This window comes from Musicola paradisiaca NCPPB 2511 (assembly GCF_000400505.1).
Lineage (GTDB): Bacteria > Pseudomonadota > Gammaproteobacteria > Enterobacterales > Enterobacteriaceae > Musicola > Musicola paradisiaca.
Window position 1 is genome coordinate 1,076,667 of the sequence record NZ_CM001857.1, and the last position, 22,257, is coordinate 1,098,923.

Sequence of the window (22,257 nt, forward strand, 5' to 3'; positions counted from 1 at the left end):
CCCGGCGTAGTTCCACCGTGATGCGCGCCGCTGCCGCGGTGGCCCGTCCCGGCGGCCGGTTTTTCTCCTGCGGCGCCATCAGCAGTCTTGCGGGGCGCCGGACATTTCTCGTCAATTGCCCTCCCTATCATCGCCACTCATTTCGGTATGCGACCGGTCGTCGGCCTATCCGACCGCTAAACCAAATTCCGCTGTTACCTGACTGTCAGGCTGATTATTGTCGCGACAGGTTACTAATAAAAAGAGTGAAAGATGATGAAAGATAAACTTCTCAAGCATCTCCCCTGGGCACTGTTGGGCTTCATTGGAGCCTGCTGCCTTGGCGTTGTCGCGCTGCGTCGCGGCGAACACGTCAGCGCGATGTGGATCGTCGTGGCTTCCGTGGCCGTCTATCTGGTCGCTTACCGTTATTACAGCCTGTATATCGCCCGCCAGGTGATGCAGCTTGACGCCAACCGCGCCACGCCGGCGGTGGTCAATAACGATGGGCTCAACTATGTGCCGACCAACCGCAATGTGTTGTTCGGCCACCACTTTGCCGCTATCGCCGGCGCGGGGCCGTTGGTCGGGCCGGTGCTGGCGGCCCAGATGGGCTACCTGCCCGGCACGCTGTGGCTGCTGGCCGGGGTGGTATTGGCCGGCGCGGTGCAGGACTTTATGGTGCTGTTCATGTCCACCCGTCGCAACGGTGTGTCGCTCGGTGAAATGATCAAAGAGGAAATGGGGCCGGTGCCCGGCACCATTGCACTGTTCGGCTGCTTCCTGATCATGATCATCATCCTGGCGGTGCTGGCGTTGATTGTGGTGAAAGCGCTGGCGGAAAGCCCGTGGGGCGTGTTCACCGTCTGCTCCACCGTGCCGATTGCGCTGTTTATGGGCATCTATATGCGCTTCTTGCGTCCGGGACGGGTGGGGGAAGTGTCGGTGATCGGCATCGTGCTGCTGCTGCTGGCGATCTGGTTCGGCGGCGTCATCGCCCACGACCCGTACTGGGGCCCGGCGCTGACCTTCAAAGACACCACCATCACCTTTGCGCTGATTGGCTATGCGTTTATTTCCGCGCTGCTGCCGGTGTGGCTGATTCTGGCGCCGCGTGATTATCTGGCGACGTTCCTGAAAATCGGGGTGATTGTCGGCCTGGCGATCGGCATCGTGATCATCAACCCGGAACTGAAAATGCCGTCCATGACACAGTTCATTAATGGCACCGGGCCGGTGTGGAAAGGCGCGCTGTTTCCCTACCTGTTTATTACCATCGCCTGCGGCGCGGTATCCGGCTTCCACGCGCTGATCGCCTCCGGCACCACGCCGAAGCTGCTGGCGAACGAAACCGACGCCCGCTTTATCGGCTACGGCGCGATGCTGATGGAATCCTTTGTCGCCATCATGGCGCTGGTCGCCGCGTCGATCATCGAACCGGGCCTGTACTTCGCCATGAACACCCCGCCGGTGGGGCTCGGCATCACCATGCCTAACCTGCACGAGCTGGGCGGCGCCAACGCGCCGGCTATCATGGCTCAATTGCAGGATGTGACGACGCACGCCGCCGCCACCATCAGCTCCTGGGGCTTTGTGATTTCGCCGGATCAAATCCTGCAAACCGCGAAGGACATCGGCGAGCCGTCGGTTCTTAACCGTGCCGGTGGCGCACCGACGCTGGCGGTGGGGATCGCTCATGTATTCCACCAAATCATCCCGAGCGCCAACATGGGCTTCTGGTATCACTTCGGTATTCTGTTCGAGGCGCTGTTCATCCTGACCGCGCTGGACGCAGGCACCCGTTCCGGCCGCTTTATGCTGCAGGATTTGTTGGGCAACTTCGTCCCGTTCCTCAAGAAAACCGATTCGTTGGTCGCCGGTATCGTCGGCACTGCCGGTTGCGTCGGCCTGTGGGGCTACCTGCTGTATCAAGGGGTGGTGGATCCGCTGGGCGGCGTCAAGAGCCTGTGGCCGCTGTTCGGTATCTCCAACCAGATGCTGGCGGCGGTGGCGCTGGTGCTGGGCACCGTGGTGCTGATCAAGATGAAGCGCACGCGCTACATTTGGGTGACGATGCTGCCGGCGGTATGGCTGCTGATCTGCACCACCTGGGCGTTGGGGCTGAAGCTGTTCAGCAACGACCCGCAGCTGGAAGGTTTCCTGTATCTGGCGCGCGCCTATAAACAGCGTATTGCCGAAGGCACCGACCTGAGCGCGCAGCAGATTGCCAATATGCAGCACATCGTCGTCAACAACTATACTAATGCCGTGTTGAGCGTTTTGTTCCTGGTAGTGGTCTATAGCATAATCTTCTATGGTATCCGTACCGCGTTGCAGGGGCGCAGCCAGTCTGATCGCTCCGACCGGGAAACACCCTATGTACCGGTGCCGGAAGGTGGTGTGAAGATGTCGTCCCATCATTGATGGCCGTGGGATGATCATGTCGCCGGCAGGCACCTGTAAGGGCCTGCCGGCGTTGATGCAAAGAGAGGGCGATATGTTCGGAAATCTTGGGCAGGCGGGAAAATATCTGGGGCAGGCCGCCAGAATGCTGGTGGGCATCCCGGATTACGACAACTACGTGCAGCATATGAAAACCAACCACCCGGATCAGGATGTGATGACCTATGAGGCGTTTTTCCGGGAACGCCAGCAAGCGCGCTACGGCGGCAGCGGCAAAGGCGGTTTCCGTTGCTGCTGATGTGATGCCTGACGGCCCGGCCCATCCTGAGGCGTGACCGCGGTCGTGTTATCGCCATCCTGTAGTGTCCGCCCGTTTCGGGCGGTATTTTTTTATCCGTCGGCCCTGGCAGTGGCGATGTCGCTGCTAAGACTGCATTGAGCGTAAAGGAGTTTTTCCCATGACCAGACCCTTGCCCGCGACCATCCTCACCGGTTTTCTCGGCGCCGGAAAAACCACGCTGCTGCGGCATCTGTTGTATGCCGACCACGGTGAAAAGATTGCGGTGATTGAAAACGAATTCGGCGCGGTCGCCATCGACGACGGCTTGCTGGGCGATCGGGCGACCCGCATTACTACCCTCAGCAACGGTTGCATTTGTTGCAGCAGCGCCAATGAGCTATCGGATGCCTTGCACGACCTGCTGGACGGTATCGATCGCGGTGAACTGACGTTTGACCGGCTGGTGATCGAGTGCACCGGCATGGCCGATCCGGGCCCGGTGATTCAGACCTTTTTTTCCGACGAACGTTTAAGCCAGCGCTTTTTGCTGGACGGCGTCATCACGCTGGTGGACGCGGTACATGCCGACGAACAGCTGAGCCGACATACCGTGGCGCAGGCTCAGGTGGGCTATGCCGACCGTCTGTTATTAACCAAGACCGATCTGGCCGGGGATACGCAGGCGCTGGAAGCGAGGCTGGCGCGCATCAACGCACGCGCCACGCTCCATCGGGTGGTCAACGGCCTGATTGACCACCGGGCTATCTTCGGGGTGGACGGTTTTATGCTCAACGACCGGCTGCCGGTCTCCCCGCCGCGTTTCCGACCGCTGATTGAGCCGGATAACGCCATTGCCTCGCTGGTGGTGCGCCTGGCACATCCGCTCGATATCGCGGCGGTATCGACGGTGATGGAGCAACTGCTGGTGAACTGCGCCGACAACTTGCTGCGTTACAAAGGCGTACTGTCGATTGCCGGCGACGACCGGCGCCTGTTGTTTCAAGGGGTGCAGCGGCTGTACAGCGCCGACTGGGATCGCGATTGGCGTGAGGATGAACCGCGCGAGAGCGTGATGGTATTTATCGGCATCCGGCTGCCGGAAGAGGATATTCGCCGCGCCTTTGACGCGCTGAATGCGTGATCTTTCGCTGCCCGGCGCGGCACGCGGGGCAGCATCATCCATTCCCCCGCTTTTCCCTTCAACCTATCCGGTTCAATCGCGTTATGCGGCTGCCGGATAGGTTAAATTGACGTCCTTTCCTCCTACCCCAGTAAGCTGAGTTGCAGGGCGACAGGCCCGCGTGTCGAGCCACATGGCCAACGCACCGGCAACGTGAAGTACGCAGGGGATGTTCAGAACCCTGTATTCAGAAAACCGTGTTCATCAGTGTATTAACTCAGACCTGATCTGGATCTGGCGCTCTTACGGCACAACAAAGTGGCCTAAACTGACTGGTGGTTTTGTGCCAGGAGTGGACTTTTCTGATATCACAATGTGTTAATCAACCGGGAACAGGTCATGCCAGAAAGTGTACGTATTGCCTGATAATGAGCCTTCTGTAGAAACTCTCGCCCAGAATTCGATTTAATTTAACAAAGCCACATTCATAGTAATAACGACCGGGTAATTAAAACCTGCGGTCATGGGTTCAACGACTCAGATATGACTTGATGGACGTTGTAAACAAATAAATATCAATATAGATTATCTGTGATAACCTCCTGTCGGGAGATCATTTTGTAGGATGATTAAATTAAAACTCGTTCTACTTTATCTTTTTTCTTTATTAAAAAAATCACGACCATAAATAAGATACCCGCACTGGTTGCTAAAAAGCATGCATTCAACCCTAAGTAATATGTAATAAATGAACCTACAGGCGGAGCTGAAAACATTGCAAAACCTATCGATGAAGAAATCATACTTGTTGATTTTGCTGTATTATCTTTTGATGAAAAATATTGAACGTAAGTAGACAGTAGAATACTGTTTATTGAAACCGCCCCCCCCATCACTATCATGGCGAAATACATTATATATTCCCTCGGGATATGAAATATATCCTCAGCATAAGAGGATGCAGGGATAAGAAAATATCCCAAACCTCTGAAAATCAAGCATGACAATATGTTTTTTATGTTTGCATTTAAAACTGATTTGCTTATAAAAAAACCGGCAACGACACCCGATAAGCCCGACAAACTCATGGCATATCCATAATCAGATTTTGTCAATCCCATTTCATAGAATTTTAGTATTATCTGGCTATCTGATAAATAGAAAAATACAGATGAAATCAATGCCAGTATAAATGCAGGGGAAATATTTTTATCCATAATAATCCCCCGATATTCATTAAAATAATTAGTTCTTGAGTTATTATTCACTTTAGGCTGACATACTAACTCATTAATAAATATCAAATATGATAAAAATGAAACCAGATAGGATATTGATATAAAAATCAAGATATTTAATGGATCATGGTGTATTACATAAAATCCGATCAGAAGAGGTGATGACATTTTACATATTTGAGCAACCATTTGAAAGTAGCTCAAGTTTTTTCTTAAATTCACTGAACTATTCTTTAGGAGAATCATATTTGAAGGGTCAATCGTAAGTCTGAAACAGTTTTTTATAATCACAATTAAAAGATAGAATAAAATATCAGGATACACGTATTGTAATAATGTAAGGAAAAAGCACACAATAGAAGATATAGATAAATATAATTTTGGTTTTGGGTTTTTATCAATCCAGGAAGAAACTATTGGCCCTAAGAAAAGTATTGAAAATGCATAAAATGATGTGTACAGAGCTAAATGTAAAGCAGTACCATTCCATAAGAATGTGATTAATGTAAATGATATCGTTAATTCAAGATACAATGACAACGTGTTCCCAAAGGATGCGCATATCAACCGTGGTGTAGAATTTATTGCCTCCATAAAAATAGCTCTCCAATATTTTGTTACTATTTTTGCTTTTCCAGATTTGATTTTATGATTTCTATTATATGCACTTTCAAATACTCTGGAGATAGATCAGTGGTGTTCATATGTATCCATTTATCATTAAAAAATTTAGAATATTGTTCTCTCACTAATTGTTGATAAGAAGAAAAATTTAAATTTTTATCATTTTCAAGCATACCTGATTCGCTTGGCTTCAATGTTTCTTTCCTTGTTGCAGCAACTCGCGGGGTAACATCTAAGTATATAGTTAGATCTGGCTCTGTACTTAAATTAAACACTTCATTGGCAATATTTCTCATAATGTCATTTTTCAATGAAAAACGTGCTATATATTTATAGAACCATCCATCACTAATAATTATCTTTCCTTCGTTTAAGGCTGGTTTTATTATGCCATAATCTAGAGCTGCAAACCATGATGATAGTAATAATAGCCAATGACTATCTCCTAACTCATCTAATGGAGCCGATATATCGTAATCCCAAAGGATTTCACGTATCTTTCCCATATGGTACATTCCATATCCTGACTCGAGGACTGGGTGATTTTTGTCTAAGAATGTAGTATTAGGATATATTGTAACAATTGAATCATAAATATCTCTTGACACTGTCGATTTACCAGCGCCATCATTACCCTCAAATGCTATAAAAAAACCTTTATTATTCATTTATTAATTCTCCTTTAAATGCTTCTGTGTCTAAAGAGTTTCGCCCGCTTCCTTCTATGAAAGGTTTGAAACCATATTTTTTATAGAGATGACTCATTTCTAAACATACGCTATATATATAATCGAAAGATGGTCTTGGATAATTGGCGTATTTAGAACCATGATCTGGATGGAATACGGCAACGGCTGGAACAACGCCCATTTCTGCGAAGAAATTAATCCCTTGAATGAGATCATCTAATGGTTCCAGTCCCGCAACAAAACCAGCATAAACATTACCTTTTCCTAGCTCGAGAACAGCTGCACTATATGCATCTAGCAATTTATCCCTGCCATAATCTTCAGATTTTCCTGGACATATTTCACTAAATTTTTTAGGGTTAAATATTTCAATGCTTATTGCCCATGAATTTACATAATTTTTTATTCCATTTATTTTTTCGAGATTCATTGGTGGCAGAGATATCAAATGACTATTAATATTATTTCGAAGACAATGTGGTTTTAATTTTAATAACAATTCTTTATGCATTTCAAAACCAACATCATAATTGCGTGTTGTTCCTCCATTAACAAGAATACGCTTTATTCTAGCTATATTGTGCAGTTCTAGCAAATCCATTACTTCCATTGCTTTTTCTGGCCGTATAGAGGTTTTATGATCGGAAACTGAATTCCTAGCTTCTCCTAATGAGCAAAATTTACATTCTCTATCACTATTAAAATAATAACAATGTCCAGGCGAGAAAAATCCCAATGTTGAGTTACCATAAACAGTAGCATATTCTTCCACTCTACTGCCATCCTTAAGTAAGATGCCATATATATCCGGTTTATCAGGGAATGTTATTTCTTGCAAATGGCCATCAATCGATATAAAAAACTCATTTTTATCAAAATCAAAGAAAATTCTATATTTTGAATTTTTATTATAATTACATGCAATGATGGTTCTGTCGTTTAAAAATATTTCTTGCGGTGTATTTTTCTCAGCAAAATCCAAAGAGCTATCCCCAGTCCCATATGCCCTTCGCTTAGGGATGAAAGAACCTTTTCTATTATATTCATGTAAAAATTCAGAGTCATAATTAACCCCTTCGCTAAGAATTTTTAATTTCAATACTGTTGATTTCATATATCTACCTCATTATATAAACGCAATATTTCTTGCTTTGTATTTTTACCGGATGAAGCAATTATTGATACATGTTTTTTAATAAGGGTTTCACTTGGGAACTGTAATTCGTACGTTGTCCCTGTTGAATACATCATCTCACCACCAGCCTCTATCAAAATTATTTTTGCGGCAGCAACGTCAATTCCTCTTTCATGCCCATGAATTGAGAGATCGATAAAAGCGTGTAATACACCGCTTGCAACCAAACATATATCTAAACTAGAGCATGATGAGACTCGAATCTTTCCTGCTGATTCTACAATAGCTCTTTGTAGTGTTATTAACCTATCATCTTTAGCTCGGTGAAACGATACTCTCATATCAGATAGTTTTTTTCTATCTTGCGTTTTTATCTTTCTACTTTCATAAATATTTTGTATGTAAGCACCTTCGCCTATAGCTGCTTTATATATTAGATCTCTAGAAATATCATACACCCATCCCATAATGTATTTATTGTTGTAATATACTGCTATTGATGTTGTAAATGAATGATATCCCATTATTAAATTATGAGTCCCATCTATTGGATCTATGATAAAAATTAATTTTTTATAATCAACTTCACAATTGGGGTTTTCCTCTGATAAAACAAAACAATCGCATCCTTTATTATCAAAATATTCTTTGATTAGTGTATCTATAAATATGTCTACAGATGTTTGACCTCCTTTGTATTGTTCCTGATAATCTAAATGCCATAAAGAAATTTTAGCTAACCACGCTTTTCTTATATCTTCTCTTAATCCACTAAATAAAAACTCCAAGTAATTAGGGAGTTCTTTTTTAAAAATAAACTTCATCTTGACAATCTCCCATGTAAACTAGCTGTTTATGCCACTCTTTAGAATTAAGAAAAGGAATTGTTTTTCTTACATTGAAAAAACGCCCTGCATAAATTGAATAATCGGAAGATGAAAATGCTTCCAGTGTTTTGGGGAAAAGAGACACTTTATGTATTTTTGTATTATGTCCTATTATGTTGGCAAGTTTATTATATGCTAATTGAATACTTCCTCCGGTATAAGCTTTATCTATAACAGCCCAAGTTTCACTCTTGTTTTTTCTGATTTCCGGGTAAATATCATCAAAAGACTTTGTTTTATATAGAAGACCACTATCATTTTCTCTATGCACTTCACAGAAAAAAATATTAGAATCTTTAGTTGCTGCATGGTATGCCAATGCTATTGGCACACCACCAGAAACTATAAAGAGTTTGTTTTTTGCTATAGTGTTTATTGACTTTCAGATTATATGATCCTGATATATTTTTTCTATATTCAGTGTTGGACATAATTCGAGGGAGGATAAATAAATTTTCTTACTATAAAAATATCTAAAATCAGAATATAATTCTATTGTTTCTTTAGGAGCATCTGCAAGTGGATATGTTTTGCTTAATCCTCTGGCATTATATGCATCATGATAGTGGTTAAGCGTTTCTATTAATGACTCACCTAATATTTTTGACTTTATCGCTACAATATCACTCTTTTTTACTCCGGAAATAGCCAATTCAGGATCAATGGCATATCCCTTTATAATTCCCTCTCTTTTCGTGTCACTTTCCAAAGATGAATGAATACTTTCCCAGCAATTTATAATATCGTCGCTAGAAAGAGAAGAGTAATGTTCTGATAAATTACTTAAATCAATGATCATTTCTTCAGCATTACGTAAAATAAAATTAACGCTTTGTAATTGACATCCATTATCCACTAAATCAATATATTCTTTATAGTCATTTGTTTTTACCCCTTCTAATGTTCGCCAACAATGATTACGGCTTATTATTTTAATTTTATTCATATACCCCTCATGATAGTTGCTACCTTAATATTGCACCTATTTTAGAAAACTCATCGATATAAAATTTTGTTGTATTAGAATCAATGTCATTTTCACTTAAGTCAGATATAACTTTGTCTATATCTTTAGAATTATCAATAGACAACCAAACTTTATAGGCATCAGCTGTTATTTCACAAATAGCTGAGCTTTCTATTAATACTAATTTAGATCTTTCGAATATTACTCTATACAATGGTTTTTTTATTATGGAGTTGTTATCTTTTATCTTTAAATGTCCTAAAAGCCTTTCTTGCCTTAACTCTATTTCTACATCGCAACACTCTTTCCCTTGAATATAGTCAAGCGTTGCTTGCCATACTCTTCCAACTGCTTGGATATATTCAAGAGCGCTTGTATCATTAATAACATTAATTTTAGAACAAACCAGCAGATAAGATTTAAAATATTCGTTATCTTTACCAAATTTTTTTATTGCGTTCTTTACACGCCACTTAATCAGGGTAGATGTACTGTTATGAAAAGCTAACATACAGTCTATTGATGCATGAAGCGTTCGCTCAGCGTTGAATGCTGCAGTAATATAGTCATTATCAATCATATTCCCCATGCAATCAGAAAAACATTTCTCGCCGAACTTTTTCGCTTTATTTAATAAAAACTTACAAAGTTCATCTTTTGGGATACTATTTTTCAAAGAAAATAATGCACTTTCGTGATGTATAGAAATCCCTGTTAGTAATCTATGCAATAGGTGCGACTCATACCAGCTTATTATCTCTTGACTATTAAGGTTGCTGATTATCTCATTTATTTTGTCGATGCTTACAACAGTTAACTCACAGATCTTGTCATTAAATGGGATAAATATCTCAGTATTACATTGCTTATTCTCGGACGAAACGATAGCATATACATCAAAATCAGATTTCGAAGTTGCGAACCCTTCCGTGATTGATCCTGAAAGATAACTAGTAATTAGGTTACTATCAGCTATTAAAGCTTTTTCTATAAGAGCTGCCAATTCGTTTTGAGTCTCTTTAGTCAGTATGCTCATGAAACACCTCTAGTTGACGCCGCTGAAAGCCGACAGCATAGCTGCCGGCTTCCTATATGTGAAAAATTATTCACCATTACTCAATGAATCAGCTCTGCCATTGTTAAAGTCAGCGGATTCCTGCTTGTCGAGCATACGGAATGGAACTAAGCATTCTTTGTTCATATAAACCTCCAATAATATGAGTGACTAATACCAGTTTTCACTGGTGATTTTTGTATAGCTCGGGAAATAGCCATGTGATGAATATGAAATAATTATTCATACGCTAATGCTCTCATCTTAAATTGATAAGATTTTACTATTTCAACAGCTGATACTGTGGTCTAAATAGCTGCGCCTAAATAGCTTCTCATATTACCGCTCCACTTTAGCCAGGCCAGGTTGGTTGCCGGGAAACGGTGAAGCTGCATTCATAAATTGCGTTACCTGTTTCAGTAACTGCAGGGAGGTATTCAGAACCCGATATTCAGAAAACCGTGTTCATGAATGTATTAGCTCAGACCTGATTTGGATCTGGCGCTCTTACGGCACAAAAAGTGGCCTAAACTGACAGGTGGTTTTGTGCAAGGAGTGGATATATAACATATGGCTGAGGCAGAACCTAAATAACTTCGCACATTGATGCTTCACCTCTCATTGTGCAAGGCCCGTTCCTAACGGGGCACCACCTCCCACAAGTGTAGCGGTAATATGAGAAGCTATTTAGGCCTAATGGTGTATCGTTTGACCTGCATTTCACTTAGCGTATATTGGGTAAAAAATCTGATGGTGGGTTGGTGAAAATGGGCATTAATGATTTTATCTTTGGGAAGAAGAAAAAATGATGAAAATGAAAATATCAAGCATGCAGAAGAAATAACACAACTCCCCTCGCAATATATGAATATAGCAAGACAGAACAAAGATATAATTGAAGGGATGCAGTTCCATGCAACATGCCAATTGCGGATCCCGATAGATGTATTTAAAAAAACACGGTGAATTTTTTAAAGGAGATAGTATCCCCCCAATATATGGTTCCCCAAGAGATGGTATTTGGTTGCCCAAATTACTAGATAGTACATTTGATTTTCTCGATAAAGGGGCTACCACAGCTTCTGATGCTGGGTCAGTAGATGCAGATGAGTATGTTGATTATGCGATTAGTTTACTGAGTATTTTTGAATCAAACATGACTATTGACGATAAGATGGCTCAGGCATTAGTTTATGCGGGATGTAATGATTCTAAAAATAGAATCGAAAGCGGGATATTACGTTTCTATGGAGAAAAAAACATAGCTGATGTAATGTCTTTATACATTTCTAAACTAGATCGTTTTAAATTTTATTATGATAAACCAAATAAATTAACCATTGGTTAATGGTGTCAATAAAAAATAACCGATGCATTAGAATCCTCAGGGATAAATACGTTAAGGGCACTATCTGGGATGAGCGAGAATGACTTAATTAATATTAACGGTGTCGGTAAAATTAGCGCAAAAAAAATAATAAGCAGCATTGGAGAATTAAGGGAAGTGTAGCTGTCTTTCTTAATGATCACATTATACTGTATCCAAGTAGGATCAACCTCCGCTCCTCACTCAATCCAGGCCGTCAGATTTCATTGTGCGCGGCCAAAAAAACTGTCAGATCAAGTTTACGTGAATACACATAACGCCATTTGCAGAAAACCGTGTTAATAAAACCAGTTGCATAAAACCATGAGGTGTATCGATGCGTCAGGACATTCCCGTCAGGTGTTTTTCTATCTCGCTGTTGGTATTGAGCCGCGACGCTACGGCGTGTCGGGTTCTGCTGTTGCGGCGCAGCGGCAGCACTCAGCATGGCGCCTGGTGTCAGATTGCGGGCGGCATCGAGCCCGGTGAATCGGCATGGCAGACTGCGCGGCGTGAAGCGCAAGAAGAGACCGGGCTGCGGTTGACGCAGCTGTATTCGGCGGATATCTGCGAGCAGTTTTATGAAGCGGATCGCAATGCAATCACATTGGCGCCGGTGTTCGTCGCCTATGTCGATGCCGGTAGCGCCGTGACGCTAAATCATGAGCACAGCGAGTATTACTGGGCGACGTTCGATGAGGCGCAGCAGATGCTGCCTTTCCCCGGTCAACACCGCACGCTGCAACATGTGCGCCGGTATTTTGCCGATAGCGAGCCCAACGCGGCGTTGTTGATGCCGGGCGCCCAAGACTGAACAACGGCGCTGGGTGCCCGGCGGCGAACGACACCGGATTACTCAGGGGCTTTCAGCGGGATGGTCAACAGGCTGGCCAGAAAGTAAAGCAGCGCGATAACCCACAGGGTGCCCTCGATACCCAGCGGGGCGATGCACAGGCTGACAATCAGCGGCCCGGCGAAATTGCTCAGCCCCGACCCCAAATTCAAGCACGAAATGGCGGCGCCCTTGTTGCCGGGCGATAGCGTAGGGATCAGCGCCGCCAGCGGGCCGAACGCGCCGAGCCCGATGGCGTACACCGCCAGCGCGGCGAAAACGGCAGCCTGACTGTGGCCGAACCAGACCGGCGCATAGCACACCAGAATGGCCGAGGCGCCGCACAGCGTGCCGGAAAACCACACCACGGTTTTGCGCCAGCCGATGATGTCCCCCAAATAGCCAAAGAAATAGCCGGAAAACAGATTCAGGATATTTACCGCCGACCAGATAGTCAGCCATTCGGCAATGCGAAAGCCGAATCGGGGCAGGTAAATCGGCATCAGGATAATCAGCGAAAACTTGCCGATGTCATTGATGGTTTTGACGATCACCGCCAGCCCCAGTTTGGGTTGCTGAAACATGATCAGCAGCCCCTGCACGAACGCCCGGCCGGGGTTTTGCTCGCGGGTATCCGCCGGTGGCCGGTCGTGGTTGAGCACCAGCGCGGAAAAAGCACCCGCCGCCACGAACAAAAACCCGGTCAGCAGCACCCCCTGTTCCCCGATAAGCGGCATGGCCAGGCTGGAGAACCAGGGGCCGAGAATCGTCATGCCGACCGCAAAGGCGCTCCAGAACCAGGAGACCGCGCGCCCGAGAATGGCCTTGTCCGTGCGCATGTTAATCCAGACCAGAAACGAATAGGCGAACAGGGGATACGCCACGCCGCGCAGCATGTAGGTGATGATGATGGCGTAGTAGTTTTTCCCCGGCAGGGCGTAGAGCACAAACGGCAGCGAGGTGACGAAAAAGACGATCGTGCCGGCCCACATCAGGGTACGCAGGCCGAATACCTGTGAGCCGATGCCGCTGAACCAGGACGAGAGCGCGACGCACAGACCAAAGGCCGATGAAATGACGCCGATTTGAAAGCCGCTGTACCCGTAGGCAATCAACAGCGACGACAGCCAGCTCTGTTCAATGGTGGCGCCGGTAATGAACAGAAAAATGCCGATATAGCCCCAGAACAGCGGCTGCGGCAGTCCCAGTTTTTGCCAGAGCCCGTCACGCCGGATGTGCGGCGGCGGGTAAAGCGATGCTTGCTGCATGAAGATATGTATCCGAGTCAACCGATCGATCAGGATCGCCTGACGGTGACGTCGGGCAATCGGTATTTTTCCCGGCGCAGGTCATCACCGACCGCGCCGGGGGCATGTCGTCAGGGCTTTTTGTACGCCATCGCCATGGCGCTACGTTCGGCATGTTCCCTGGCTAACAGCCGGTTGCGGTTATGGTGGCCGACGCTGTTGTTGCCCCAGGACTGGTCGTAGGGCAGCCCGGTCAGGCTTTCGATCACCGCCCGGGTTTCCGGGGTGGCGTCGGCTTTGTCGCCGCCTTGTTTCAGCCGTTGCACTTCCTGATTGAGGATCGCGTGGGTCTGGCTGTTGATGTTAAAGCGGTAGGAAGACAGGATGCCGAACAGCGTCAGTACCACCGGGATGATGATCATGATGGCGATGATGCTGTTGATCGCGGATTGCGGCTGGACGCTTTGGCCGGAGACAAAGCCGGACATTTGCAGCGCCAGACCGACCAAAAAGACGGAGAGCGCCTGGGAAGCCTTGCGCAGCAGGCTCATGAAGCCGGCGAAGATCCCCTCCCGGCGGTTGCAGGTCAGGATTTCGTCCACATCCGCGACGAAAGTGTAGTTGTTCCAGGGAATGGCGTAGATCCCGCCGCGCGCCAGGCCGGCGATAACTGCGCCGACGTACAGCAGCGTCAGGCCGGCGGTATGGGTGAAATAGCTGGCGCCAAAGAGGGCGAAGGCCAACAGCGCCATACTGGCCTGGGTGCGGAATGCCTGCGATGGCGAGAATTTCAGCGTCAGGAAGGTGGCGACGCCGACGCCGAAAAATTGCAGGGCGTTGACGGTTCCCAAGAGATTGGAGGCGGTCACTGAGGTATTCATCAGCGCGAAAACAATAAAATAGGTGAATACCGAGTTGAAAATATCCTGTGCGACCGATCCCCCCAGATACATGCCGAGATGGGAGCGGAAGGTTTTGATTTTCAACGTGGAGACGAAGTCGAAAAAGATATTCCGGCTTTTTTCCGCAAAGGAAATCTTTTCTTCACTGGCGTGCTGGCGTTCCAGACTTTCGACTTCCTCCACCGAACGTTCCCAGGTGCCGAAATAGACGAACAACAGCACGACGATAAAGGTGACGGTGAAAATCAGGCCGGTGTAATAAAACGAGAGCGATGACTCTTTGCCGAAGAAAGTGACCAGCCGACCGGGTAAAAACGCGGCGATAAAACCGGAGAACTGGGCGATGTACATTCTGGCGCTGGTCAGTTTGGCGCGTTGCGTAAAGTCCGACGTCATTTCGGCGGAGAGGGTGTCGTAAGGAATGAGGATCATGGTGTACACGACCTCGAACAGAATATAGACCCCCAGGTAGAACCCGTAATTCAGCCCCTCGACCCACAGAAAGGAATACACCGTCACCAGCGGAACGCTGAGCAACAGGAAAAAACGTCGTCTGCCGAAGCGGCGCCCCAGGCGGGTTTTATAAAAATTGTCCGTGATATATCCCATCACCGGGCACATGATCACGTCCACAATACGGGCAATGGCGAAGATGGAGCCCGCCTGTAGCGGCGACAGGCCGCAAAAGGTGGTCAGAAAAAATAACAGCCAGGCGCTGACCAGCGTAAACGCGCCGGAGCCGATGACATCCGCCAATCCGTAACAGATATAGTTACGGAGTTTGATCTCTCTTTTATTATTTGCCATATCAAGACCTCTTTTTTTGAGGGTACCGGCACCTGTTCCATACGAATTATTTTTTCCTGAGCGATATTCAGGTGCTATTTTTTATAGGTATGTGTCGTGGATATTCGCCCTATTGCGACAATATCCGAACGTATTCTCCGGAGAATAAGCGCCTGTCTATTGATGCTGTCAGGGGCTCTATTTCTGCCTGCTGTCCTGAAATAATAATTACGGTGCGGTTATTGCGTCCTCCATCACAATAGCCTGTGGGTTCCAGCCGGGCGGTAAATGATCCGGGCGGATAATCTGAATGTCGTTGAGATGTAATGAGGCGACGCCTTTGGCGAAAATCGCCGGTAAACCGCCGGGGTATTTTTCCACGCCGAATGCGCGGCCGGTCTGCGGATTCACCCGGTAGGCGTTGTCCAGCCCCATGCCGGTCGGGCGTTCCGGGTTGCAGGGCGGGCGGATATCGTATTCTCCCTGGGCGTGATTATCTGAGGGCAACTGGCGGATAGAAACGGCATTGAATGCGATATTTTCAATCGCCCCCTGAATCTCGCTATGCAAATTAATCGCGCCTTCCGTTACGCCGACAATATTATTGAATGCAACATCGGAAATATTACCTGGCCGAATTTCCGGATCACGGAATCGAACGGAAATAAATATCGGATCTGATTTTCCCCAATGGCAGGCATGGGCATACGCGCATGAATAAGTAATATTGCTGAAAATAAGCCGGGAGAACCGTCCGCCGTCGCGGGAAATAATACCGATGCCGCGGTTTGATTCGTATATCGAGCAATTGCTTATCGTCACGTTCTCAATATCGGCGAAGGTTTCGGTGCCGATTTTGATGGCGCAGCTTTTTGAGCGCAGCGTGCAGTTCGTCACGGTGACATTGCGGAGCGGGCGTTGTATTTGCGGCGTTTTGCGCGTTGTCTTCAGGCAAATACCGTCGTCTGCGGCGCTGAAATGGCAATCGCTGATGTGCACCTGCTGGCAGCTGTCGATATCCAGCGCATCGGTATTCGCCATGGTTAAATCGTTATCCACGCAGATTCTGGCGATAAACACCTGCGCACAGCTCACCAGATGTACCGTCCACATCGGCGATTGGGTAAGGGTGATGTCCTGCAACCTGATCGCCTGGCAATCTTCAAAGACCACCATGCGCGGGCGATGGCTATGGGGCAGCCGGTATCCTTGTTCATCCGCCTGTGATGAAAAGAAGGCGTCAGCGTTGCCGTCGATTTTCCCGGCGCCGCACAGGGTAATATTTTGCTGCCCTCTGGCGTACAGCAACGCGCTGTTCGAGAGCTCCGCCGTGGTCAGCGTTTGCGCTGCTGCGTAATCGCCATAGTCAGCGCTGGCCAGCAGCGTCGCGCCGGCATCGAGTTGCAGACAAAAATCGGAGGGTAATACCAGCGTACCGGTACGATAAATGCCCGGCGTGACGATCAGCGTACCGCCGCCGGCATCGTGAATCTTGTCGATCATCCGTTGCAATAAGGCCGTGACCAACACGGAACCATCCCGATTGATAGTGACCTCATCAAGCGAAATTCTCATAAAACGACTCCTCAGCGTTATTCAATGCGGGAATTGAAACATAGCCGCCGCGCCAACCTATAGCGGCGTCATGGTCTTTTGCGCGGATAAGTGAAGGGACTCGCATCCTGTGGTTCCGTGGTGAGGAAAACCGGATATACGTCATGGGCATAGTGAGCGCGGCGGGCATCAATGTGATGGCATTCACGAAAAAATGGCGGTTTACGCCGGAGAAAGGCACGGGTCGCCGCGACGAGGGGGCTCAGCGGGGTAAAAGTGGGATCGGCATCAAATAAATCCGGCGTCGGATGCATCGCCTAATGCGGCCGCGCGGCCTTCGTCGCCTGCTGATCCAGCGCGCTTAATTCCGCCGACAGGCTCTCGGTGAACTGGAAGGCTTTTTCCGCGTCCAGCAGATGATCGTAGCTGACCGGGTAGTCGGCATTGACGATGGAGAACTGCGTCAGCTCCGGGTTTAGCGCATACAGCGCCTGAATATTGGCGCGGGCGATTTCGCGCAGCGGCCAGTTATTCTCCACCTGATGGCAGTAACGCAGGGTGAAAAACGCCTTCTGCGCGTAGACGAACAGGCGGCAATAGAGTGGCAACCCGCGCCATTCCTGTAACCAGCGCTGTAAAAAGGCCGGCGGCATCGCGTTGTCCGAGGCCAGCGCCATCGCTTTGCGGTAGCCGTCGTTGGCGGTATGCAACGCTTCGTCCTTTTCTTGAGAAATACGGTACAGGTTTTCGGAGGAAAGCGCCGGTTGCGCCGGATCGAAGGTGATATCGCGCCCTGAACCGGGGAGCCAATGGTTGCGGCTCAACTGCCCGTACAGGCTCCAAACCGCCTGACCGTAGCTGGTGGGCAGCATACTGTGGCGGTGGAAAACATGTTTTTTGACGTAAATCGCCCCGCAGAGCGCCTGCCGCGCCAGATCAAAACATTCCAGCAGGGTTGACAGGGTTTCCTCGTCGGGTTGCCAGTCGAAACGCGCCTGTAGCCAGGCGGCCAGCAGTTGGCGTGGACTTTGCCGGTGGGGGGCCGCCGACAGATGATGGGCGCAGACGTACAGCGAGAATTCGCTGAGCGAATCAAGAATCAGGTTGTTGCTGATGCCGTCCCAGGTTATCCGGCACAGGATATGCCGGATATCCGCATTGCCTGCCTGGCACCACAGCATTCTGCCGGCGATCTCTTCATGACGCAGACAGGGAAGATTGCCCCAGCCGACCTCTTCCCCGGCGAAATCGAACTCGGCCCAGATATCACGGCCGTGCAGCGACATCAGCGCCGGGTTGTTGGGGAACTCCGGCCAGAAACGCTCCGGGGTGATTTTGACGGAGGCATGCACATTGGCCGGCAAGTGGGCGATGGAGTCCAGCGCCGGGTCGATATCGTCGTAGCTGGCGGGAAACAGCCGGACGACCAACTGCTTGCCGTGCATGCGCATGACTTTTTCCACCGCGTCGTACAGCCGGCTGTAACTGTCCTGACTATCGAGCGGGCAGGCGGTACTTGACGGGCCCAAATCGTACTCTTCGCCGGACGGCGTGGCGAAACGTACCAGACTGTCGGTGTTGGATATCGCCAGAAATACCCCTTTCAGCCGGGGCAACTGCTGCATCGCCAGCGACAGCTTATCGGCGACGTACTGGCACCAGAAGTGAATGTCGGCGCCGAGGCTGCCGTCCCTGCCGAGCAGTTCCGGATGGCGGATGAACAGATCCGGCGTGACGCTGATTTCTTTGCATTGCAGGTAGAGATCGATCCGGCGGTCAGCACAATAGCGGGCTACTTTATTGATGTAGTTGCAGTTGAAATGTTGCAGGTTGGAGTCGTGATCGTCATAGGTGCGGATTTTGAACGCATCCGGCGCCACCAGCCGATCCAGAAAATCCGCTTGCCCCAGCACCAGCGCGTTGAATTGGTGTCGGCGGGCGTAGTCGACCACCCGGATGATGGTGTTCCACGACCACAGATCGCTTGAAGTGATTTCAATCGCTCTGGTTTGCCACATGATGCCCTCGCTGTGATACCGGATGCTTGCGGCAGCCATTACAGCGCATCAGCGCGGCATGGACAAATCTGGCGTGACGAGGTGTGACGGCGATACCGGATGGCGATAACACCGCCGGGAGGCGCAAACCCCCCGGCGGTGGCGTGGGTGGGGCGGATTACAACAGTTCCGGGAACTGCAGTTGTTTCAACGTGAGTTCGACGCCGCGGACTTCCGCCAGCCCTTTCAGACGGCCGATCGCGGAATAACCGGGGTTGGTTTTTTTCTTCAGGTCATCCAGCATCTGGTGCCCGTGATCCGGACGCATCGGGATCGGGCGCAGGTCGCCGGCATGTTTGCGGCGCAGTTCCTCGGTCAGGATGGCTTTGACCACCGCCACCATGTTGACGTCGCCTTGCAGATGCGCCGCTTCATGGAAGGTTTTCGGGTTCTGTTCCCGACAGGTTGAGCGCAGGTGCGTGAAGTGAATGCGATCGCCGAATGCTTCGATCATGTTGACCAGATCGTTGTCCGCCCTGACGCCGTAGGAACCGGTGCACATGGTGAAACCGTTGTTGATGCTGTCGACGGTCTGCGTGAGCCAGCGCATGTCGTCGATGGTCGACATCACGCGCGGCAGGCCCAGAATCGGGCGCGGCGGATCGTCCGGGTGAATCGCCATGCGGATCCCGACTTCTTCGGCGACCGGCACGATTTTTTTCAGGAAATAGCCCAGGTGTTCGCGTAGTTTGGCATGATCGATACCTTGGTATTCCGCCAGACGGGCGCGGAACTGATCCAGCGTATAACCTTCTTCCGAGCCGGGCAGACCGGCGATGATATTGGCGGTCAGTTTGGCGATATCCGCCGACGTCATGGCTTTGAAGTAGGCCGCGGCCTGTTGCTGCTCCTGCGCGCTGTAATCCTGTTCGGCGCCGGGGCGTTGCAGGATGTGCAGCTCGAAGGCGGCGAAGGCGATCTGGTCGAAGCGCAGGGCTTTGGAGCCGTCCGGCAGTTCGTATGCCAGATCAGTACGAGTCCAGTCCAGTACCGGCATGAAGTTATAGCAGACGGTATCGACGCCGCATTGCGCCAGGTTACGCAGCGTCTGCTGGTAATTGGCGATGTAGTGCTCGAAGCGGCCGGTCTGGGTTTTGATCTCTTCGTGGATCGGTACGCTTTCCACCACTGACCACACCAGGCCTTTGGCGGTCAGTAGCGCTTTGCGCGCTTCGATTTCCTCTATCGACCAGACTTCGCCGTTGGGAATATGATGCAACGCAGTGACTACCCCTGTGGCGCCCGCCTGGCGGACATCATCCAGCGAGACGGGATCGTTCGGGCCGTACCAACGCCAGGTCTGTTCCATAGTGTTTTTACCTTTGATTCGGAGATGAGAGAAACCCGCAGCCTGTTGCCTATATCGGTCAGGCCAATTGGGCGTTGAATGGGTCACAAATTACACCAGATAGGACAGATATCCAAACACAAAGCCAAATAGGTTGACCAATATCACCAAAATGCCGTGTTTTGGACAAACAGGTTGCCGGGTTTCGGCAGAAAACAGTACAGTGTCCGGCAGCAGGTGCGCGCCGACAGGCGCTTTATTCATATTTGGTCAGGCCAATTTGGGTTTGACGTACCGTTCCCGATGTTGCCGATTAACGGCCTTACACGCATTCAGGATTTCCGCTATGAAAACTTCACGCTCTGATGTCACCCCTTTAGCCGCGACGATCGCCAATACCCCGTTGCCGCCGTCCGTTCATCAACCGCATTACGACCGCAAGGCATTGAAAACCCGACTGGTGCATATCGGTTTCGGTGCGTTTCACCGTGCCCATCAGGCGCTGCTGACCGACCGGGTGCTTAACCGACAGGGGGGCGATTGGGGCTATTGCGAAGTGACGCTGTTCGGCAGCGAAAACCTGCTCCAAAGCCTGCGGAACCAGGCGCATCGCTATACCGTGCTGGAAAAAGGCGCGGACGGCAATCAGGCGGTCGTCATCGGTTCCGTCAATGAATCGTTGCACGCCCGGCTGGAGGGGATCACCGCGGTGGTGGAAAAACTGGCGGAACCCCAGGTCAGCATCGTGTCGCTGACCATCACGGAAAAAGGCTACTGCATCGATCGCGGCACCAGCAAGCTGGATGTCGACAACCCATTGATAAAAAATGGATTTAGAAAACCCGACTGCGCCGTCTTCGGCGATCGGCGTGTTGGTGGAAGGGCTGCGGTTGCGCCGTGAACGCGGATTGCCGCCGTTTACCGTGCTTTCTTGCGACAACATGCCGGAAAACGGCAACGTGGTGAAAAGTGCGGTGCTGGAACTGGCCGGTTTACGCAGTGCCGAGCTGGCCGCGTGGATCGCCGCCAACGTGACCTTTCCGAACACCATGGTCGACCGTATCGTTCCGGCCGCGACGCCGGAAACGTTGCAGGAGATCGCCGATGCGCTCGGCGTGGCGGATCCTTGCGGCATCGCCTGCGAGCCCTTTATCCAGTGGGTGGTTGAGGACAAATTCGTGACCGGCCGCCCCGACTGGGAAGTGGCCGGCGCGCAGCTGGTGGACGATGTGCTGCCGTTTGAAGAGATGAAGCTGCGCATGCTCAACGGCAGCCACTCGTTCCTGGCGTATCTCGGCTATCTGGCGGGGTATGAGCACATCAATGACTGTATGGCCGACGAGCACTATCGCCGCGCGGCGCAGCGTTTGATGTTGCAGGAGCAGGCGCCGACGCTGCATGTGGCGGATGTCGATCTGCCGGGCTACGCCGCCCAACTGATTGAGCGTTTCGCCAACCCGTCACTGAAACACCGTACCTGGCAAATCGCGATGGACGGCACCCAGAAGTTGCCGCAGCGCATGATGGAATCGATCCGCTGGCATGTGCAGCACGGCAGCGATTACCGTTGTCTGACGCTGGGCGTCGCCGGTTGGATGCGCTACGTCAGCGGCGTTGACGATAACGGGCAGGCCATCGACGTGCGTGACCCGCTGGCGGAAAAAGTACAGGCCATCGTGGCGGAAACCGCCGACGGCGCTGCGCGGGTGCGCGGTTTGTTGACGTTGACCGGCGTGTTCGGTGAAGACCTGCCGCAAAACGAAGCGTTCGTCAGCCGTTTGATCGACGCCTACCTGACCTTGTCGCAACAGGGCGCCAAAGCCGCCGTCGCGGCACTGTAAGCCGGCAA

The 22,257-nt window shown here is 49.6% G+C and carries 21 protein-coding genes and 2 pseudogenes; 9 read left to right on the forward strand and 14 right to left on the reverse strand.

What is annotated here, in order from left to right; translation table 11 throughout:
* Positions 1-252 precede the first annotated feature (252 nt).
* The 3 genes from DPA2511_RS04915 (at position 253) to yjiA (ending at position 3,803) form a co-directional block, all read left to right on the forward strand.
* Positions 253-2,403, forward strand: coding sequence for a carbon starvation CstA family protein (locus DPA2511_RS04915; protein ID WP_012764583.1), 2,151 nt, complete (start codon positions 253-255; stop codon positions 2,401-2,403).
* Positions 2,404-2,476: 73 nt separating this feature from the next.
* Positions 2,477-2,680 (forward strand): YbdD/YjiX family protein, encoded by a 204-nt coding sequence (locus DPA2511_RS04920; protein ID WP_012764584.1) that lies wholly within the window; start codon positions 2,477-2,479, stop codon positions 2,678-2,680.
* A 160-nt stretch (positions 2,681-2,840) separates the two neighbouring features.
* Positions 2,841-3,803, forward strand: a complete 963-nt coding sequence (gene yjiA, locus DPA2511_RS04925; protein ID WP_012764585.1) for a GTPase — start codon at positions 2,841-2,843, stop codon at positions 3,801-3,803.
* Positions 3,804-4,411: 608 nt separating this feature from the next.
* Here yjiA and DPA2511_RS23345 read toward each other — a convergent pair.
* The 8 genes and pseudogenes from DPA2511_RS23345 to DPA2511_RS23835 all read right to left on the reverse strand — a co-directional run.
* Positions 4,412-4,999, reverse strand: a complete 588-nt coding sequence (locus DPA2511_RS23345; RefSeq protein WP_153247075.1) for an MFS transporter — start codon at positions 4,997-4,999, stop codon at positions 4,412-4,414.
* A gap of 641 nt (positions 5,000-5,640) precedes the next feature.
* The gene (locus DPA2511_RS04935) at positions 5,641-6,312 is read right to left on the reverse strand and encodes a dTMP kinase (RefSeq protein WP_012764587.1); all 672 of its coding nucleotides are present in this window, start codon (positions 6,310-6,312) and stop codon (positions 5,641-5,643) included.
* Positions 6,305-7,447 (reverse strand): radical SAM protein, encoded by a 1,143-nt coding sequence (locus DPA2511_RS04940; RefSeq protein ID WP_012764588.1) that lies wholly within the window; start codon positions 7,445-7,447, stop codon positions 6,305-6,307. Before DPA2511_RS04940 ends, DPA2511_RS04935 begins: the two co-directional genes overlap by 8 nt.
* Complete coding sequence (locus DPA2511_RS04945) at positions 7,444-8,292, reverse strand: inositol monophosphatase family protein (RefSeq protein ID WP_012764589.1); 849 nt, start codon at positions 8,290-8,292, stop codon at positions 7,444-7,446. The genes DPA2511_RS04940 and DPA2511_RS04945 overlap by 4 nt, the downstream gene beginning before the upstream one ends.
* Positions 8,276-8,686: a hypothetical protein gene (locus DPA2511_RS23350; protein ID WP_153247076.1), complete on the reverse strand. Its 411-nt coding sequence runs from the start codon at positions 8,684-8,686 to the stop codon at positions 8,276-8,278. The genes DPA2511_RS04945 and DPA2511_RS23350 overlap by 17 nt, the downstream gene beginning before the upstream one ends.
* Before the next feature lie 51 nt (positions 8,687-8,737).
* The gene (locus DPA2511_RS23355) at positions 8,738-9,301 is read right to left on the reverse strand and encodes a hypothetical protein (RefSeq protein ID WP_012764590.1); all 564 of its coding nucleotides are present in this window, start codon (positions 9,299-9,301) and stop codon (positions 8,738-8,740) included.
* A gap of 19 nt (positions 9,302-9,320) precedes the next feature.
* The gene (locus tag DPA2511_RS04950) at positions 9,321-10,358 is read right to left on the reverse strand and encodes a hypothetical protein (protein WP_012764591.1); all 1,038 of its coding nucleotides are present in this window, start codon (positions 10,356-10,358) and stop codon (positions 9,321-9,323) included.
* A gap of 357 nt (positions 10,359-10,715) precedes the next feature.
* Positions 10,716-10,802: pseudogene (locus DPA2511_RS23835) on the reverse strand (hypothetical protein); the annotation flags it as partial.
* 351 nt (positions 10,803-11,153) lie between these two features.
* Here DPA2511_RS23835 and DPA2511_RS23360 point away from each other — a divergent pair.
* From DPA2511_RS23360 to DPA2511_RS04960, 4 genes are all read left to right on the forward strand, one after another.
* On the forward strand, positions 11,154-11,342 hold the full coding sequence (locus DPA2511_RS23360) for a hypothetical protein (RefSeq protein WP_153247077.1): 189 nt from the start codon (positions 11,154-11,156) through the stop codon (positions 11,340-11,342).
* Positions 11,320-11,724: a hypothetical protein gene (locus DPA2511_RS04955; RefSeq protein ID WP_012764592.1), complete on the forward strand. Its 405-nt coding sequence runs from the start codon at positions 11,320-11,322 to the stop codon at positions 11,722-11,724. Before DPA2511_RS23360 ends, DPA2511_RS04955 begins: the two co-directional genes overlap by 23 nt.
* A 15-nt stretch (positions 11,725-11,739) precedes the next feature.
* Positions 11,740-11,886 (forward strand): DNA-directed RNA polymerase subunit alpha C-terminal domain-containing protein, encoded by a 147-nt coding sequence (locus DPA2511_RS24210; protein ID WP_081636752.1) that lies wholly within the window; start codon positions 11,740-11,742, stop codon positions 11,884-11,886.
* Between the two features lie 193 nt (positions 11,887-12,079).
* Positions 12,080-12,556: an NUDIX hydrolase gene (locus DPA2511_RS04960; RefSeq protein ID WP_012764593.1), complete on the forward strand. Its 477-nt coding sequence runs from the start codon at positions 12,080-12,082 to the stop codon at positions 12,554-12,556.
* 38 nt (positions 12,557-12,594) lie between these two features.
* Here the strand turns inward: DPA2511_RS04960 and DPA2511_RS21085 are convergent, their stop codons facing one another.
* From DPA2511_RS21085 to DPA2511_RS04975, 3 genes are all read right to left on the reverse strand, one after another.
* Positions 12,595-13,842, reverse strand: a complete 1,248-nt coding sequence (locus DPA2511_RS21085; RefSeq protein WP_012764594.1) for an MFS transporter — start codon at positions 13,840-13,842, stop codon at positions 12,595-12,597.
* 110 nt (positions 13,843-13,952) lie between these two features.
* Positions 13,953-15,530, reverse strand: a complete 1,578-nt coding sequence (locus tag DPA2511_RS04970) for an MFS transporter (protein WP_012764595.1) — start codon at positions 15,528-15,530, stop codon at positions 13,953-13,955.
* A 207-nt stretch (positions 15,531-15,737) separates the two neighbouring features.
* Positions 15,738-17,084 carry a glycoside hydrolase family 28 protein gene (locus DPA2511_RS04975; RefSeq protein WP_012764596.1) on the reverse strand — a complete coding sequence of 449 codons (1,347 nt, stop codon included), beginning with the start codon at positions 17,082-17,084 and terminating at the stop codon, positions 15,738-15,740.
* Between the two features lie 143 nt (positions 17,085-17,227).
* On the opposite strand from DPA2511_RS04975, the gene DPA2511_RS24055 reads away from it, so the two are divergent.
* Positions 17,228-17,359 (forward strand): hypothetical protein, encoded by a 132-nt coding sequence (locus tag DPA2511_RS24055; protein ID WP_012764597.1) that lies wholly within the window; start codon positions 17,228-17,230, stop codon positions 17,357-17,359.
* Positions 17,360-17,380: 21 nt separating this feature from the next.
* On the opposite strand, the gene DPA2511_RS04985 is transcribed toward DPA2511_RS24055, so the two are convergent.
* From DPA2511_RS04985 to DPA2511_RS23365, 3 genes are all read right to left on the reverse strand, one after another.
* Positions 17,381-19,081 (reverse strand): hypothetical protein, encoded by a 1,701-nt coding sequence (locus DPA2511_RS04985; protein WP_012764598.1) that lies wholly within the window; start codon positions 19,079-19,081, stop codon positions 17,381-17,383.
* Positions 19,082-19,238: 157 nt separating this feature from the next.
* A complete protein-coding gene (gene uxuA, locus DPA2511_RS04990; protein WP_012764599.1) occupies positions 19,239-20,429 on the reverse strand; it encodes a mannonate dehydratase in 1,191 nt (396 codons plus the stop codon).
* A 90-nt stretch (positions 20,430-20,519) separates the two neighbouring features.
* Entirely contained in the window at positions 20,520-20,672 is a 153-nt protein-coding gene (locus DPA2511_RS23365) for a hypothetical protein (protein ID WP_023638181.1), read from the reverse strand.
* An 82-nt stretch (positions 20,673-20,754) separates the two neighbouring features.
* On the opposite strand from DPA2511_RS23365, the pseudogene DPA2511_RS21090 reads away from it, so the two are divergent.
* Positions 20,755-22,249 (forward strand): annotated as a pseudogene (locus DPA2511_RS21090) (mannitol dehydrogenase family protein).
* Positions 22,250-22,257: the final 8 nt, after the last annotated feature.